General features: G+C 64.4%; 15 protein-coding genes. 14 read left to right on the top strand and 1 reads right to left on the bottom strand.

Features of this window, described 5'->3' with window-relative positions:
- The first annotated feature begins 39 nt into the window (after positions 1–39).
- The 14 genes from ACFFP0_RS12340 (at position 40) to ACFFP0_RS12275 (ending at position 15,102) form a co-directional block, all read left to right on the top strand.
- Positions 40–486: a cupin domain-containing protein gene (locus ACFFP0_RS12340; protein ID WP_377260903.1), complete on the top strand. Its 447-nt coding sequence runs from the start codon at positions 40–42 to the stop codon at positions 484–486.
- A gap of 58 nt (positions 487–544) precedes the next feature.
- Positions 545–1,387 carry an enoyl-CoA hydratase family protein gene (locus ACFFP0_RS12335; protein ID WP_377260901.1) on the top strand — a complete coding sequence of 281 codons (843 nt, stop codon included), beginning with the start codon at positions 545–547 and terminating at the stop codon, positions 1,385–1,387.
- Positions 1,387–2,574 (top strand): acyl-CoA dehydrogenase family protein, encoded by a 1,188-nt coding sequence (locus ACFFP0_RS12330; RefSeq protein WP_377260899.1) that lies wholly within the window; start codon positions 1,387–1,389, stop codon positions 2,572–2,574. The genes ACFFP0_RS12335 and ACFFP0_RS12330 overlap by 1 nt, the downstream gene beginning before the upstream one ends.
- Positions 2,575–2,579: 5 nt before the next feature.
- Positions 2,580–3,011, top strand: a complete 432-nt coding sequence (locus tag ACFFP0_RS12325) for an acyl-CoA thioesterase (protein WP_377260897.1) — start codon at positions 2,580–2,582, stop codon at positions 3,009–3,011.
- Positions 2,989–3,384 (top strand): RidA family protein, encoded by a 396-nt coding sequence (locus ACFFP0_RS12320; protein ID WP_377260895.1) that lies wholly within the window; start codon positions 2,989–2,991, stop codon positions 3,382–3,384. The genes ACFFP0_RS12325 and ACFFP0_RS12320 overlap by 23 nt, the downstream gene beginning before the upstream one ends.
- A 6-nt stretch (positions 3,385–3,390) precedes the next feature.
- Positions 3,391–5,352: a 3-hydroxyacyl-CoA dehydrogenase NAD-binding domain-containing protein gene (locus ACFFP0_RS12315; RefSeq protein ID WP_377260893.1), complete on the top strand. Its 1,962-nt coding sequence runs from the start codon at positions 3,391–3,393 to the stop codon at positions 5,350–5,352.
- Positions 5,353–5,669: 317 nt separating this feature from the next.
- The gene (locus ACFFP0_RS12310; RefSeq protein ID WP_377260891.1) at positions 5,670–7,274 is read left to right on the top strand and encodes an ABC transporter substrate-binding protein; all 1,605 of its coding nucleotides are present in this window, start codon (positions 5,670–5,672) and stop codon (positions 7,272–7,274) included.
- Positions 7,274–8,443 carry an acetylornithine deacetylase gene (gene argE, locus ACFFP0_RS12305; RefSeq protein WP_377260889.1) on the top strand — a complete coding sequence of 390 codons (1,170 nt, stop codon included), beginning with the start codon at positions 7,274–7,276 and terminating at the stop codon, positions 8,441–8,443. Before ACFFP0_RS12310 ends, argE begins: the two co-directional genes overlap by 1 nt.
- A 13-nt stretch (positions 8,444–8,456) precedes the next feature.
- Positions 8,457–9,425 (top strand): ABC transporter permease, encoded by a 969-nt coding sequence (locus ACFFP0_RS12300; protein ID WP_377261277.1) that lies wholly within the window; start codon positions 8,457–8,459, stop codon positions 9,423–9,425.
- Positions 9,422–10,366 (top strand): ABC transporter permease, encoded by a 945-nt coding sequence (locus tag ACFFP0_RS12295; protein ID WP_377260886.1) that lies wholly within the window; start codon positions 9,422–9,424, stop codon positions 10,364–10,366. Before ACFFP0_RS12300 ends, ACFFP0_RS12295 begins: the two co-directional genes overlap by 4 nt.
- Positions 10,363–11,358: an ABC transporter ATP-binding protein gene (locus ACFFP0_RS12290; protein ID WP_377260884.1), complete on the top strand. Its 996-nt coding sequence runs from the start codon at positions 10,363–10,365 to the stop codon at positions 11,356–11,358. The genes ACFFP0_RS12295 and ACFFP0_RS12290 overlap by 4 nt, the downstream gene beginning before the upstream one ends.
- Positions 11,355–12,365 (top strand): ABC transporter ATP-binding protein, encoded by a 1,011-nt coding sequence (locus ACFFP0_RS12285; protein WP_377260882.1) that lies wholly within the window; start codon positions 11,355–11,357, stop codon positions 12,363–12,365. The genes ACFFP0_RS12290 and ACFFP0_RS12285 overlap by 4 nt, the downstream gene beginning before the upstream one ends.
- A 17-nt stretch (positions 12,366–12,382) precedes the next feature.
- Positions 12,383–13,774 (top strand): M20 family metallopeptidase, encoded by a 1,392-nt coding sequence (locus ACFFP0_RS12280; RefSeq protein ID WP_377260880.1) that lies wholly within the window; start codon positions 12,383–12,385, stop codon positions 13,772–13,774.
- A gap of 455 nt (positions 13,775–14,229) precedes the next feature.
- Positions 14,230–15,102 (top strand): MBL fold metallo-hydrolase, encoded by an 873-nt coding sequence (locus tag ACFFP0_RS12275; RefSeq protein ID WP_377261274.1) that lies wholly within the window; start codon positions 14,230–14,232, stop codon positions 15,100–15,102.
- A gap of 115 nt (positions 15,103–15,217) precedes the next feature.
- Here the strand turns inward: ACFFP0_RS12275 and ACFFP0_RS12270 are convergent, their stop codons facing one another.
- Entirely contained in the window at positions 15,218–16,090 is an 873-nt protein-coding gene (locus ACFFP0_RS12270; protein ID WP_377260877.1) for a polysaccharide deacetylase family protein, read from the bottom strand.
- Positions 16,091–16,113 lie beyond the last annotated feature (23 nt).

The following is a 16,113-nucleotide window of genomic DNA, read 5'->3' as shown; positions in this document are numbered from 1 at the left end:
CCGGACATGAGCCAAGGAAACGAAACCTGGGAGATCGAGATGGAACTCGAAAAGGGCATCACCGAGAACGGCAGCGGATATGACGGCACCACCTGGAACATCCTTGGCCAGGTCTATTTTCCAAAAGTGGTCTGCGACGACACCTTCGCCTTCGAGACCAACAGCCTGCCGGGGCAGTTCGTTCCGGTGCACATCCATCCGACCCAGGACGAATTCATCCTGGTGCAGGAGGGTGAACTCGATCTGAAGCTCGACGGTCAATGGGTCAAGGCAAAGGCCGGAGATCTGGTCCGCATGCCGCGCGGCATCCCTCACGGTTACTTCAACAAATCCGACAAGCCGTGCCGGGCGCTTTTCTGGGTCTCGCCCGCCCGCAAGCTCCGCCAGCTTTTCGAGAAGCTGCACGAAATGAGCGATGTGGAGGAAATCGTGAAGGTCTCCGCCGCGCACGAGGTGGATTTCCTGCCGCCCTCGGCCAACGACTGACGCAGGAATTTCCGGGCGCCGACAGGCGGCCGGTCGATGAGAGGGAGAGGAGACGGGCATGAGTGACGCGATGAAGGAAATGAAGCGCAGCTTCCAGGATTACCAGCCGAAGCATTTCCTCTGGGAAGTGAGCGGGAACGGCCGCGTCGCGACGATCCGACTCAACCGGCCGGAGCGCAAGAACCCGCTGACCTTCGAAAGCTATGCGGAGCTGCGCGATCTCTTCCGCGATCTCGTCTACGCCTCCGATATCCGCGCCGTCGTACTCACCGGCGCGGGCGGCAATTTCTCCTCCGGCGGCGACGTTTTCGAAATCATCGAGCCGTTGACCCATATGGCGATGCCGGACCTGCTGGCCTTCACCCGCATGACCGGCGATCTCGTCAAGGCGATGAAGAAGTGCCCGCAGCCGATCGTCGCCGCCGTCGACGGCATCTGCGTCGGCGCAGGCGCCATCCTTGCCATGGCTTCCGACATGCGGCTCGCCACGCCGGAGGCAAAGACGGCTTTTCTCTTCACCCGCGTTGGCCTTGCCGGTGCGGACATGGGCGCCTGCGGCATCTTGCCGCGCATCATCGGCCAGGGCCGCGCCGCCGAACTGCTCTTCACCGGCCGCTCGATGAGCGCCGACGAGGGGCAGGCCTGGGGCTTCTACAATGCGCTGCACGCCGCCGGCAAGGTCGAGGCCGAAGCTGTGAAGCTCGCTCATTCGCTGGCCGACGGCCCGTGGTTCGCCCACACGATGACCAAGGCCATGCTGAACCAGGAATGGGCCATGGGCATCGAGGAAATGATCGAATCCGAAGCGCAGGCCCAGGCAATCTGCATGGCGACCAAGGATTTCCGCCGCGCTTTCGAGGCTTTTGCCGAGAAGCGCAAGCCGGCTTTCGAGGGCAACTGATGGCCGCGCATTCCACCTCCAAAGGGCCGGCCAGAGGACCGGAGAGGGATTTCCTCGACTGGCCGTTCTTCGACGAGAGCCACAGGGCGCTCGCGCAAAAGCTGGATGCCTTCGCTGCATCCGATGCGCTCGGCCATATCGACCACTCGGACACGGACGGCGCCTGCCGCGCGATCGTCAGAGCCTTGGGGCAGGCAGGCCTTCTGGATGCCGCGACCGGCGCCGGCGGCAGCCGGCCGATCGATAGCCGGGCCGCCTGCTTGACCCGCGAAACGCTCGCGTGGCACGACGGTCTTGCCGATTTCGCCTTCGCCATGCAGGGCCTCGGCACCGGCGCGATCGGCCTCTCCGGCTCCGAGGAACTGCGCCGCACGGTCCTGCCGAAGGCACAGTCCGGCGAATGGATTTCCGCCTTCGCGCTTTCCGAAAAGGAAGCCGGCTCGGATGTCGCCGCCATGGCCTGCGCCGCCCGCAGGGATGGCGACCACTATGTCCTCGACGGCGAGAAGACCTGGATCTCCAACGGCGGCATCGCCGATGTCTATACGGTCTTCGCCCGCACCGGCGAGGCACCGGGCACGCGCGGCATTTCCGCCCTCGTGGTCTTCGCCGACGATCCGGGCTTCTCGATCGCCGAACGCATCGACGTGATCGCCCCGCATCCACTGGCGACGATCCGTTTCGAGAACTGCCGCATCCCCGCCTCCCGCCTGCTCGGCGCCCCCGGCGAAGGCTTCAAGATCGCCATGCGGACACTCGACATCTTCCGAGCCTCCGTCGCCGCAGCCGCCCTCGGATTCGCGAGGCGCGCGCTGGACGAGGCAGTCGCCCATGCCAGGGCGCGACCGATGTTCGGCAACCATCTCTCCGACCTGCAGCTCACCCAGGCCGCGTTCGGCGACATGGCTGCCGAGATCGACGCCGGCGCGCTGCTCACCTATCGCGCCGCCTGGCGCCGCGACGTGCAGGATCTGCCGACCACGAAGGAAGCAGCCATGGCGAAAATGGTCGCGACGGAAAACGCACAGAAGGTCATCGATCGCGCCGTGCAGATTTTCGGCGGCCGCGGCGTCAGAAGCGGCGAGATCACCGAAAGCCTCTATCGCGAGATCCGGGCGCTGCGCATCTACGAAGGCGCCACCGAGGTGCAGAAGCTCATCATCGCCCGCGAACTTCTGAAGGCGTGAAAACAATGGCTTACACGACATCCCGCCGGCTGAACTTCGGAGATTGCGACCCCTCCGGCATCGCCTATTTCCCGTCTTATCTCAACATACTGGTCGGGGTGTATGAAGAGTTCTTCCGGGAGATCGGCCTCCCCTGGCCGGAGATGATCAGCGAACGGAGGGTGGGCCTTCCGACGATAACGCTGGACCTCGCTTTCAAGAACCCCGGCTTTCACGGCGACCTGATGGATTTCACCGTCAAGGTCGTTCGGATCGGCAACAGCTCGCTCGACCTTGAACACGAGGTCCGGGCCGGCGACCGGCTGCTCTGGACCGCGCGGCAGCGGCTTGTTGCCACCTCCCTCGAAACCCACAAGGCCTGCCAATGGCCAGACGACATGCGCGCAGCGCTGACACAGCATTTGGAGAAGAATGATGCACACGATTCTGCAGCCTGAAGGCTGGGCAAAACCGATCGGTTACGCCAACGGCGTCGCCGCCACCGGCCGCCAGATCTTCGTGGGTGGGCAGATCGGCTGGAATGCCCAGTGCCAGTTCGAAACCGACGATTTCGTGGGACAGGTGCGCCAGACGCTCGCGAACGTCGTAGCCGTTTTGACGGAGGCCGGCGCCGGCCCCCAGCACGTCACCGCCATGACCTGGTATTTCACCGACAAGGCCGAATACCTCGCCAATCTCAAGGGCATCGGCCAGGTTTACCGCGAGGTCATGGGCAAGCATTTCCCGGCCATGGCGGCCATGCAGGTCGTGGCGCTGGTGGAAGACCGCGCCAAGATCGAAATCCAGGCAACCGCCGTCATTCCGGAGTAAGCCGCCATGCGTGACGCGATCGGATTTTCGTCCACGGTCTCGGCCACGATCCGGGGCGAAGTCCTGATCGTCACGATCGACAATGCTCCGGTCAATGCGACATCCGCGGATGTCCGCATCGGGCTTGAAAAGGCCCTCGACCACGCGGAAGCCGCCGACGACGTGAAGGGTGTCGTCATCACGGGTGCGGGCAGGACCTTCATCGGCGGCGCCGATATGAGGGAGTTCGGCAAGCAGCCCGTGGAGCCGATCCTGCCGGTTGTCATCGAGAAGATCGAAAACCTGTCCAGGCCGGTCGTCGCGGTGCTGAACGGGGCAGCCCTTGGCGGCGGGCTGGAAGTGGCGCTCGCCTGCCATCATCGCATTGTCTCGTCGGCCGCGCAGGTCGGCCTGCCGGAAGTCAAGCTCGGCCTCGTGCCGGGTGCGGGCGGCACGCAGCGCCTGCCGCGCCTTGTCGGCATTCCGGCCGCGCTCGATCTGATCGCCTCCGGCCGTTCGGTGAAGGCGGAAGAAGCCCTGTCCCTCGGCATCGCAGATGAAATCGCCAAAGACGACTTCATCGCAGCGGCCATATCGGCCGCGCTGGATCTTGCCGGAAAACCGCTCCGCCGCACCGGCAGGCTGACGGTCCCGGCCACCGATCCGGCCGAGGTCGAAAAGGCTTCGGCAAGGATTCTCGCCAGGGCGCGCGGCCAGAAGGCGCCGGCCGAAGCGGTGCGGCTGGTCGCCTCCTCCACACGCCCCTTCGCGGAGGGCCTCGCGGATGAACGCGCGACCTTCCTGGCGCTCCGCGATAGCCGGGAAGCGGCGGCCCTGCGCCACGTCTTCTTTGCCGAACGGGAATCCTCCAGGGTCGAAGGGCTGGAAGGCGTCGAACCGCGCCCCGTCGACACGATCGGCATCTGCGGCCTCGGCCTGATGGGCAGCGGTATCGCCGTGTCCGCCCTCGGCGCCGGTTATGCGGTGATCGGCCTCGACCAGACGCCTGAAGCAGCCGCAAAGGGCCGCGAACGCATCCTCGGCCTTCTTGAACGCAACCTCGCCTCCGGTCGCCTCGACCCGGCGGGCCTCGAAGCGCAAAAGGCCAGGCTGACCGTGACGGCGTCGGATGGCGACCTCACGCCTTGCGACCTCGTCATCGAAGCCGTGTTTGACGATTTCGCCGTCAAGACCGATCTCTTCCGGCGCCTCGACACGGTCGTCCGGCGGGATGCGGTGCTTGCGACCAATACCAGCTATCTCGATCCGGACGAGATCGCCGCGGCGACCGCGCATCCCGAACGGATTCTCGGCCTGCATTTCTTTTCCCCCGCGCACGTCATGCGGCTTCTCGAAGTCGTCCGTTGCGCGAAGACCGCGCCGGATGTGCTGGCAACCGGACTTGCCCTCGCCAGGAAGCTGCGGAAACTGCCGGTCGTCACCGGCGTCACGGAAGGCTTCATCGGCAACCGCATCTTCTCCGCCTATCGCCGCGAGGCCGAATTCCTGCTGGAGGACGGCGCCCTGCCCCACGAGATCGATGCGGCGCTGGAGGATTACGGCTTCCCGATGGGCCTCTTCGCCGTCTACGACATGGCAGGGCTCGAGATCGCCTGGGCGCGCCGCAAGCGCCAGGCCGCCACCCGCGATCCCGCCGCACGCTACGTCGAGATCGCCGACACGCTCTGCGAGGCCGGGCGCTTCGGCCAGAAGGCGGGCCGCGGCTGGTACGCCTATCCGGACGGCAAGCGCACCATCGATCCGGAAGTCACCGCAATCATCGAGGCAGCGCGCGCGAAGAAGGGCATCACGCCCCGCAGCTTCCCGAAGAACGAGATCCAGGAACGGATGCTGAAGGCCATGGCCGCGGAAGGCGAAGCGCTGCTTGCCGAAGGCATCGCCGCAAGACCCGGCGATATCGATCTCGTGATGATCAACGGCTATGGCTTTCCCGCCCACAGGGGCGGACCGATGTTTGCCAGAGATTGAGGCCGGCAGGCCTCACCCGCCCATAACCAACTGAAACTCCTCTTGTAATCTGCCGGCGGAAACAGGCGGAGCGGCTTGCTGCGCGCGTGTTCCGGCGGGTGCAAAAGAGTTTCGCTCATTTGATCAAATACGCTTGCATGTTTTCCTAAAACGCCTATTGTTTGCCCAAGCCTCGCTAGTAGGCAATTCAGACAACGACAGGGAACGCTGCATGTCCACATCTCTGGGGAGCTTCCTTCGCCAGGATATTTTAAATTTAAAATATCTCCCGGGTCATTGCGCATTCCGACTCTCTCTTGGCGCTTAGGAGATCCATGATGCCTTTTCCGTTTCCCGCATTCAAACGCAAGATGCTGCTGGGCACGATCGCCGCGGCCGCGCTCGTCGCGCCGCTTGCGGCCGTCGCCGAAGCGGCGGACTTCAAGTTCGCAGGCCCGCTCGATGCCTATACGCTCGATCCGCATGCGGTTTCGAACACGTTGATCTTCGCCGTTCTCGCCAATGTCTACGAGCCGCTGGTGCGCCGCAATGCTGAGCAGAAGCTGGAGCCGGCGCTCGCGACGGACTGGAAACAGGTCGACGGCACGACCTGGGAATTCACCCTGCGCCAAGGCGTCAGGTTCTCCAACGGAAACCCCTTCACCGCCGATGATGTGGTCTTCTCCCTCACCCGTGGCCAGACGGGTGGCATCAAGGCCAATCTCAACTCGATCGCCTCGGTCGAAAAGGTCGACGACTACAAGATCCGCTTCAAGACGCGCGCCGTGAATCCCATCCTGCCGAACCAGATCACCAACTGGTTCATCATGGACAAGGAATGGGCCGAGGCGAACGGCGCCGTCCAGCCCGGAACCGCCAACAACACCACCGAGACCTTCGCCAATCGCAACGCCATGGGCACCGGCCCCTATGCCATCAAGGAACGCGACCCGGGCGTGAAGACGGTCTTTGCGACCAATCCGGGCTGGTGGGACAAGAAGACCGGCAATATCGACAACGCCACTTTCTTCGTGATCCCGAATCCGTCGACGCGGGTCTCGGCGCTGATTTCCGGCGAGGTGGACATGATCGACGGCGTGCCGCCCCAGGATGCCGAACGCATCGACAAGACCGACGGGCTGCGCGTGCAGGCCGGTCCGGACCTCCGCACCATCTATATCCAGCCGGATGTCGCGCGGGACAGCCTCGTCTTCGGCAGCGAGAAGACAAGGAACCCCTTCAAGGACCTGAAGGTCCGCCAGGCCATGGAACTGGCGATCGATACCGGCGCGATCCAGAAACGCATCATGCGCAACTATTCGGTTCCGGTCGGCCTGCCGATCGGCCACGAAGTCAACGGCTTCGACGAGGCGCTCGGCGCTCCGGTCAAACCCGACCTCGACAAGGCCAAGGCGCTGATGAAGGAAGCCGGCTATGAAAACGGCTTTTCGGTGACGCTCGACTGCACCAACGACCGCTTCATGAACGACGAGGCGACCTGCCTCGCCGTCGCCGCCTCGCTCGCCCGCATCAACATAAAGGTGGAACCGCGCGCCCAGACGACCAGCCGCTGGGCGACCCAGGTCAACCCGCCCGAATACAATACCAGCCTTGCCATGCTTGGTTATTCGCCGGCGACCTACGACGCCCATATCTTCCTGACCTCGATCGCTGCATCCCGCGATCCGAAGAGCGGCCTTGGGGCCTTCAATATCGGCGGTTATTCCAATCCTGAAGTCGACAGGCTGATCGATGCCATCGGCAAGGAGACGGACCAGGCCAAGCGCACCGACCTCATCAAGCAGGCCTTCAAGCTCATCAAGACGGATGTCGGCTTCATTCCTCTCCACCAACTCAATATCCTGTGGGGCGTGAAGGACAACATCACCGTCGTGCAACCGGCCGACCTCGCCTATCCGCTGCGTTACTTCACGGTGAAGTAATGACGGCTGCCTCCGATCTCATAACACGGGACATCACGAAACAGCTCGCCGGCCTGGTTTCCTTTCCGACCGTGAGCGCGGCTTCGAACCTCGACCTCGTCAAATATGTCGAGGAACAGGTCGCCCCCTTCGGGGGGCGCGTCCGCCGTTTTCCCAATCCGGAAGGCGACAAGGCGAACCTGCTGGTCTCGATCGGCCCGGAAGCGCCCGGCGGCGTCGTCTTCAGCGGCCACACGGATGTGGTGCCGACGCAGGGCCAGGCCTGGACCGGCGATCCCTGGATGCTGCGCGCGGCGAACGGCCGGCTGATCGGCCGCGGCGCGACCGACATGAAGGGTTTTCTCGCCTGCTGTCTCGCGGCCCTGCCGGGCATCGCCGCCAAGAGCCTCAGGAAACCGATCCATCTCGCCCTTTCCTATGACGAGGAGGTCGGCTGCACCGGCGTCGGCCCGATGGCGGAGTGGATCGGCCGGAGCGGCCTGAAACCGCGCCTCGCGGTCATCGGCGAGGCCACCGGCATGGACCTGATCGCGGCGCACAAGGGCGGGCTGATCGGCTGGTGCCGCATCAAGGGCAAACCCGGCCATTCGTCCCGGCCGGACCGCTATGTCAACGCCGTCATGGCGGCCGGCGACATGCTTGCCGAGATCAACCGCATCCGCGAGGACATGCGCAACGGACCCGGATTCGACGGTTTCGACCCGCCCTATTCGACCATCCAGGTGAACCTCATCAGGGGCGGCCTGCATGGCAATATCGTTTCGGAAAGCTGCGAGTTCTTCTGGGAAATGCGCATCATCCCGGGCGAAAGCGACATGGCGGTGCTGGAGCACATGAAGCGCTTCGCCGCCGAACAAATCGAGCCTGCAATGAAGGCGATCGATCCGGAATGCGGCGTCTTCTTCGAGGTGCAGGCCCGCATCCCCGGCCTGAAGCCGAACGATGACCCGGCGCTCGACAGGGAACTGCTGGCGCTTCTCGGGCGCACCGAACCCCGCTATGTTCCCTATGGCACGGAAGCGGGCATCTTCCAGATCGCCGGCATTCCCTCGGTCGTCATAGGTCCGGGCGATATCGCCGATGCGCATCAGCCTGACGAATCGATCGCCGTTTCCGAGCTGGAAAAGTGCGTCGCCTTCCTCGACCGGCTCGGGGATACCTGCTGCTGAGGATTTCGCCGTGCTGAACTACACCGCGTCACGGATCATGCAGACGATCGTCGTCCTGCTCGTGATCAGCTTCATCGCCTTCCTGCTGGTCGCCAATATCGGCGACCCGCTCGCCGCACTTCTTTCCGCCGATGCGACCGTCAACGAACGGCTGGAACTGATCGCCAGGCTCGGCCTCGACCAGCCGCTCGCGACCCGGTTCCTGCACTTCCTGGGCAATCTCCTGCAGGGCGATTTCGGCATGTCCTATCGCACCCAGGACCCGGTCGCCCACCTGATCGCCGAGCGCCTGCCGGCGACGATCGAGCTTGCCTTCGTCAGCCTGCTGATCACCGTCTTCGTCGGCGTGCCGGCCGGCATCTATTGCGGCGTCAATCCGAACTCGCTGTTCGGCCGCTTCATCATGCTGATCTCGACGGCCGGCATCACGTTGCCCAATTTCGTGGTCGGCCTGCTTCTGATCGCCGTCTTTTCGGTGCAGCTCGGCCTGCTGCCCTCCTTCGGCCGCGGCGCGGTGACCGATCTCGGCTTCTGGACCACGGGCCTGCTTTCGGTTTCCGGCTGGCGGGCGATCATCCTGCCGGCGGCGACGCTTTCCACCTTCCAGGTCGCGTTCATCATCCGCATGCTGCGCACCCAGCTCATGGAAGTCGGCCAGAGCGAACACATCCGTTTCGCCCGCGCTCGCGGCCTGTCGGAAGCGCGCATCTGGTATGTCTATGCCATCAGGAACACGCTTCTGCCGGTCATCACCATGCTTGGCCTGCAGCTCGGCAACATCATCGCCTTCTCGGTGGTGACCGAAAACGTCTTCGCCTGGCCGGGCCTCGGCTCGCTTTTCCTGCAATCGATCCAGTCGGCCGACATTCCGGTCATCGCCATCTATCTGATCTTCGTCGGGCTGGTCTTCATGGTCATCAATCTCGTCGTCGAACTGCTCTACCCCCTGATCGATGCCCGTGTGTTGAGGAGGCATTCATGACGTCCGTCGTCAACACTCCCTCCGTCCCGGCAGCCCGCCGCGGCCGTCTCGCCAGGCTCCTGCGCGCCATGCGCAAGGCGCCCGGCCCCACCTTCTGCGCCTTCGTCATCCTCGTCCTGCTCGTCTACGCCTTCGTGACGCCGCTGGCTTCGCAGAACCCGTTCGAATTTGCCGGCATGTCGGTGATGGACAGCTTCCTCCCGCCCATGTGGATGGCCGACGGCATGCCGAACTTCCCGCTCGGGACCGACGATCAGGGCCGCAACCTGCTGACCGCCATGGCTTACGGCATGCGCACCTCGATCATCGTCGGCGTCCTGTCCGTGCTGATCGGCCTCGTGGTCGGCGGCGGCCTGGGCCTCGTCGCGGGCTTCGTCGGCGGCAAGGTGGACGCCTTCATCATGCGCGTCGCCGACGTGCAGCTCGCCTATCCCGCCCTGCTGCTCGCCATGATCATCGACGGCGCGGCGCGTGCGGCGCTCGGCGCGGAACGCAGCGTCACGACGGCGATCGCCATCGTCGTGCTGTCGATCGGCATCGCTTTCTGGGTCCAGTACGCCCGCACGATCCGTTCCTCCGTAATGATCGAGCGGGACCAGGATTACGTCTCGGCGGCCCGCATCACCGGCCGCAGCAACCTGTCGATCGTCGTCCTGCATATCCTGCCGAACGTCATGGCGCCGGTCCTGGTCATCGCCACCATCAATCTCGGCATCGCCATCATCACGGAAGCGACCTTGAGCTTCCTCGGCATCGGCATTCCGGTCACCTCGCCATCGCTCGGCACGCTGATCCGCAACGGCAACAACTTCCTGCAATCCGGCGAATGGTGGATTTCGGTCTGGCCCTGCCTCGTGCTCGTCGCTTTCGTCGTCTCGGTCAACATCCTCGGCGACCATCTGCGCGACGTCTACAATCCGCGCCTCAGGGGGCGTTCATGAAGGGGCCGCTCGTGACGACACCGCTTCTCGACGTCCGCGACCTGACGGTCGCCATCAACCGCGACGGCCGCCCGCTCACGGCGCTCGACAAGGTTTCCTTCTCCGTCTATCCCGGCGAGGTGCTTGGCATCGTCGGCGAATCCGGCGCCGGCAAGTCGATCACCGGAGCTGCGATCATCGACCTCCTCGTGCCGCCCCTGAAACGCACCGGCGGCACCATCACACTTGCCGGCGAACGGCTGGACCAGCTTCCGCCCAAGGCCATGCGCCGCATCCGGGGCGGCAAGATCGGCTTCGTCTTCCAGGACCCGATGACCAGTCTCAACCCGGTCATATCGATCGGCCGGCAGCTTTGCGACACGATCGAGGCGCATCTGAAGATCGGCGGCGACAAGGCGAGGAAAAAGGCGCTCGAATGGATCGAGCGGGTCGGCCTGCCGAATCCCGACGCGCAGTTCAGGCGTTATCCGCACCAGCTTTCCGGCGGCATGCGCCAGCGCATCGTCATCGCGCTGGCGCTTTGCGCCGATCCCGCCCTCGTCATCGCCGACGAACCGACGACCGCGCTCGACGTCTCGGTGCAGGCGCATATCCTGCAGCTCCTGCGGGACCTGCATTGCGAGAGCAAGGTCAGCATGATGCTGATCACCCACGATCTCGGCGTCATCGCCAAGATGGCGGACCGCGTCGCCGTGCTTTATGCCGGTCGCGTCGCGGAGATCAGCCCGGTCGCCGACCTCTTCGCCGCGCCGAAACATCCCTATACCCGCGGCCTGATCCGCGCGACGCCGATGCCGGCGGCCGATGGTGGCGTGCGGCTCGACCAGATTCCCGGCGCGATGCCGGGCCTCGGCGCCATTCCACCGGGCTGCGCTTTCAACCCGCGCTGTTTCCGGGCGGAAGGCGATTGCCGCGCTGCCATTCCGCCGCTGACCACGAGGGAAAGCGCTGCGTTTTCCTGTTTCCATCCGCTGGAAAGGGAGATTGCATGAGCAGCGCCCCGGATTTTCTCATCTTGAACCATGTCAGCAAGATCTACCGCCGCAGCCAGGGTTTTCTGGAGCGGCTGAAGAAGGCCGATGCCAGCGGCACGAAAGCGGTCAGCGATGTCAGCCTTACCGTGCGCCATGGCGAAACCATGGGCCTCGTCGGCGAGAGCGGCTGCGGCAAGTCCACGCTCGCCCGCCTCGTCTCCGGCCTGATGGAGCCGACTGCCGGCGAGATCGCCTTCCGCAGGGATGCGGCGGGCAGGACGCCACGCCTTCAGATGATCTTCCAGGACCCCTATTCCTCACTGAACGGCCGCTGGACGATCGAGGACATCGTCGCCGAGCCGATCAGGGTACATAGGCTGCGCCAGGGCCGCGCGGCGATCCGCGCGCGCGTCGACGAACTGCTGACCCAGGTCGGCCTGTCGCCGGCGGATGCGGAGAAATATCCGCAGGAGTTTTCCGGCGGCCAGCGCCAGCGCATCTGCATTGCCCGCGCGCTGGCCGGAGAACCGGAATTCCTGATCCTCGACGAGCCGACGTCGGCGCTCGATGTCTCGGTGCAGGCCCAGATCCTCAACCTGCTGCGCGACCTGCAGAAGAACCTGTCGCTCACCAGCTTGTTCATCACTCATAATCTCTCGGTCGTGCGGATCATGGCCGACCGGATCGGCGTCATGTATCTCGGGGAACTGGTGGAGGAAGCGCCGTCGGAGGAATTGTTCCGAAGGCCGCACCATCCCTATACGCGGCTCCTGATCGACGCTGCACCGGACATGGACATCGGCGACCGATCGCTGCATCCGATCGCCGGCGAACTGCCGAACCCGGCCTTTCCGCCTCGCGGCTGCCGTTTCCACACCCGCTGTCCCTTCGCCGGGGATGTCTGCCGCACCACCGCGCCGCCGCAGAAGACGACCGAGGCCGGTGGCATGTTCCGTTGCCATCTCGACCTCGACCTGTCCAACGCGTCCGCGAATATGCCTGCCTCGAAAGCAAAGACGGCCTGATGGCCAGGGAGGTCCCCATGACCGCAGCATCTTCCCGCCGGGCGGCGATCGACAAGGCCGTCGGTTACCTCGACGACGGTTCCTTCGAGGCTTCGCTACGCAGGCGCGTGGCGATCCCGTCCGCCAGCCGCGTCGAAGCCAACAAGCCGGATCTCTGGCGTTATGTGACCGAGGACATGCAGCCGTTCTTCGAACGGCTCGGTTTCACGACGAGGATCTACGAAAACGAGCTGGCTCCCGGTCCTTTCCTGATCGCCACGCGAATCGAGGACCCCGCCTTCACCACCGTTCTGCAATACGGCCATGGCGATGTCGTCGCCGGCCTCGACGGCCAGTGGGAACAGGGCCTTTCGCCCTTCGCCATGGCCGAGAGAAACGGCGCCTGGTACGGCCGCGGCACGGCCGACAACAAGGGCCAGCATGCGGTGAACCTCGCGGCGATCGAGGCTCTGCTGGCGGTCCGGGGTTCGCTTGGTTTCAATCTCAAATACCTGATCGAGATGGGTGAGGAATCCGGCTCGCTCGGGCTCGAGGAAATGTGCGCCGCTCACCGGGATGAACTGGGCGCCGACGTTTTCATCGCATCCGATGGCCCGCGCCTCGCCCTCGACCGGCCGACCATCTTCCTCGGCGCCCGCGGCGGCATGTCCTTCCACCTGGAAATCGATGCACGCGAAAGCTTCCAGCATTCGGGCAACTGGGGCGGCCTCCTCTCCAACCCCGGCATAGAACTCTGCCACGCGATCACCGCGCTCGTCAGCCGCACTGGCCAGATCAAGGTGTCTGAGATGACGCCGGGTTCGATCCCGGAAAACGTCCGCGCCGCGCTGAAGGACTGCAAGATCGCGCCGACCGCCGACGATCCGACGATCGAATCGTGGTGGGGCGAGCCGGGTCTTTCTCCGGAGGAAAAAGTCTTCGCCTGGAGCTCCTTCGAGGTGATGGAGATGGAATGTGGCAACCTTGCCCAGCCGCTCTACGCCATCCCGCCGAAGGCTCGTGCCCGCGTGCAGCTTCGTTTCCCCGTGGGCGTCGATCCGGATGCGGTCGTTCCCGCCGTGCGCAAGACCTTGAAGGATACCGGTTTCGACCGGGTCGTGGTCAAGGACCCGACCGACGCGATCTTCCTCGCAAGCCGTCTCGATCCCGACCATCCCTGGGTAAAGCGCGTCGCCGCCTCGATAGAGAAGACGCTTGGCGCACCGCCCGCCATCCTGCCGAACCTCGGCGGCTCGTTGCCGAACAACATCTTCTCCGACCTGCTCGGCCTGCCGACCATCTGGATTCCGCATTCCTACCCGGGCTGCCTGCAGCATGCCGCAAACGAGCACCTGCCGATCTCGATCGTCCGCGAAGGGCTCGCCATGATGGCCGGGCTCTACTGGGACATCGGCGAGATAGCCGGCTAACCTGTCCGGGTCCATAGACATCACGACCGATGGAATCGTCCGCGGTTGACGGCTGTCAACTCTTGCCCTCCCCCTCCCACCCGCCGGCCTGTAACGCACGTTGCATGGGCCGCCGGCTTCTGCAAGCAAGCGTTCGTATCCGCCATGGGATCAAACGCCGGAAGCGGACGGTCATGGCCGTCGAACAATAAAAAGGGCGTCGACTTCGACAGCGGAAACGCCTTAGAGCGCGGTGCGTCCTTTGGGATGCACCGCGCTCTAACCTATTGAATCTATGCATCGTGCTTTCCGAAAATCGATTCCGATTTTCGGGCCGATGCTGTAGAAAATAGCCGGGACCCACCGGAGAAGGCCGCTTTCGCTCGACGGCGGCCTTGGATGCTCCCACATTGTAGGAAACTGGGATTGGCGAGATGGCTGTGACGGACGGTGCCGAAAACGGTGCGGCAAATCAGATCCAGAAACCTGATGTTGCGGCTTTCTTCGACAAGCGAACCTTCAGTCTGCAATATGTGGTGGCAGATCCCCGAACCGGGGACTGCGCCATCATCGACCCGGTGCTGGATTTCGACGAGAAGTCCGGCTCGATATCGACATCGAATGCCGACGGGCTTCTGTCCCATGTCGAGAAGCGGGGATGGACGGTTCGGTGGATTCTCGACACGCACCCTCACGCCGATCATTTCTCCGCGGCCCATTACCTGAAGGGCAGAACGGGCGCGCCGATGGCCATCGGCGAGCATGTGAAGGATGTGCAGGAACTCTGGAAGGGTATCTATAACCTGCCCGAACTGCCGACGGACGGGCGGCAGTGGGACCATCTCTTCGCCGACGGCGAACGCTTCCGGATCGGCGGCATCGAGGCCCGGGTCATGTTCTCCCCGGGGCACACGCTGGCTTCCGTCACCTACGTTGTCGGCGACTGCGCCTTCGTGCACGATACCGTCTTCATGCCCGACGGCGGCACCGCGCGCGCCGACTTTCCCGGCGGCAGCGCGGAGCAGCTGTGGAAGTCGATCGCCGGCATCCTGTCCCTGCCGGACGAGACAAGGCTCTTCGTCGGGCACGACTACCAGCCCGGCGGCCGCGAGGTGCGCTGGGAAAGTTCGGTTGCGGAGGAGAAGGCGGAGAATATTCACCTCGCCGGCAAGAGCGAGGCCGAATTCATCGCCCTGCGGCAGGCACGCGATGCCACCCTGCCCATGCCGAAGCTGATCCTTCATGCGCTGCAGATCAACATCCAGGGTGGCCGGCTTCCGCAGGGCGAGGAGAACGGCAGGAGCTACCTGAAGATCCCGATCGATGCCTTCCCCAACGCCGTCTGGTAGGATGAGAAGCCGGTTGCACCGGATGCCGGAAGTGCTGCCGGCAACCCGGTGATGTTCCGCCGGGCTGCCGTGGTGTCCGCCCCGCCTTTGCCGGGAACCGCCTCCGGCTGATGAGTTACGCCTTGCCCTGGGCCGCTTCGCTGGCTTCATAGTGGTCGGCGACGTCCACCCCGCGCGCGATCCACACGTCGTCGTACTGACGCACATGCTCCAGGAACTGGTCGAGGATACGGATGCGCATCGGACGGCCCGTCACCTGGGGATGCATCACCATCGTCGTCACTCCACCCCATTCGCGGGTCTGGTCGAATTCGTCGCGCCAGATGGACAGGACCTCCTCCCGGCCGAACATGGCGCGCGGGCTGGTGCGGTGGGTCAGGCCATAGCTCCAATCGTCGAAGCTGTAGTTGACGGGAATCTCGATCGGCCCGGGCCCGGACGGCAGAACATGACGGTAGGGGCGGATATCGTCGCGGAAGGAGCTGGAATAGCGGATGCCGCGCGATTTCAGCAGTTCCATCTGTTCCGGGCAGGTCTCTCCCCAGGGGGCGCGATATCCGGCCGGAACGATACCAAGGACCCGCTTCATGGCCTCGATGGCGCGGTCCATTTCATCGACCAGCGTCGCCTCGTCGGCGGTGTCCGGCCGAAGGTGCAGATAGCCATGATGGGCGATCTCGTGACCGTCCGCAAGGATCGCCTCGCAGGTCGCCGGATGGGCATCGATCGACCAGCCGGTCACGAAGAACGTCGCCTTGACCTCGTGGCGGCGCAGGGTTTCGAGGATTTTCGGAATGCCGACCCGTGCCTCGTAACCGCCATAGGAACGGGTGATCAGGCGGCGCGCATTCTGCGGGTCGGCGCCGAGCCAGACGGACTCGGCATCCACGTCGAAGGCAGGGAACAAAGCGCATTTCTTGCCGCCCGGCCAGGGAAAATCCGGTGCGGCCGGAGCGGAATTGGCGGGTCTGGGGCTGAGGTCGAACATGAATGCCACTCTCTTGTTCAGGG

It is taken from the genome of Neorhizobium puerariae (assembly GCF_042429745.1).
Taxonomy (GTDB): Bacteria; Pseudomonadota; Alphaproteobacteria; order Rhizobiales; family Rhizobiaceae; genus Neorhizobium; species Neorhizobium puerariae.
This window is presented reverse-complemented; position numbering and strand designations above follow the sequence as displayed.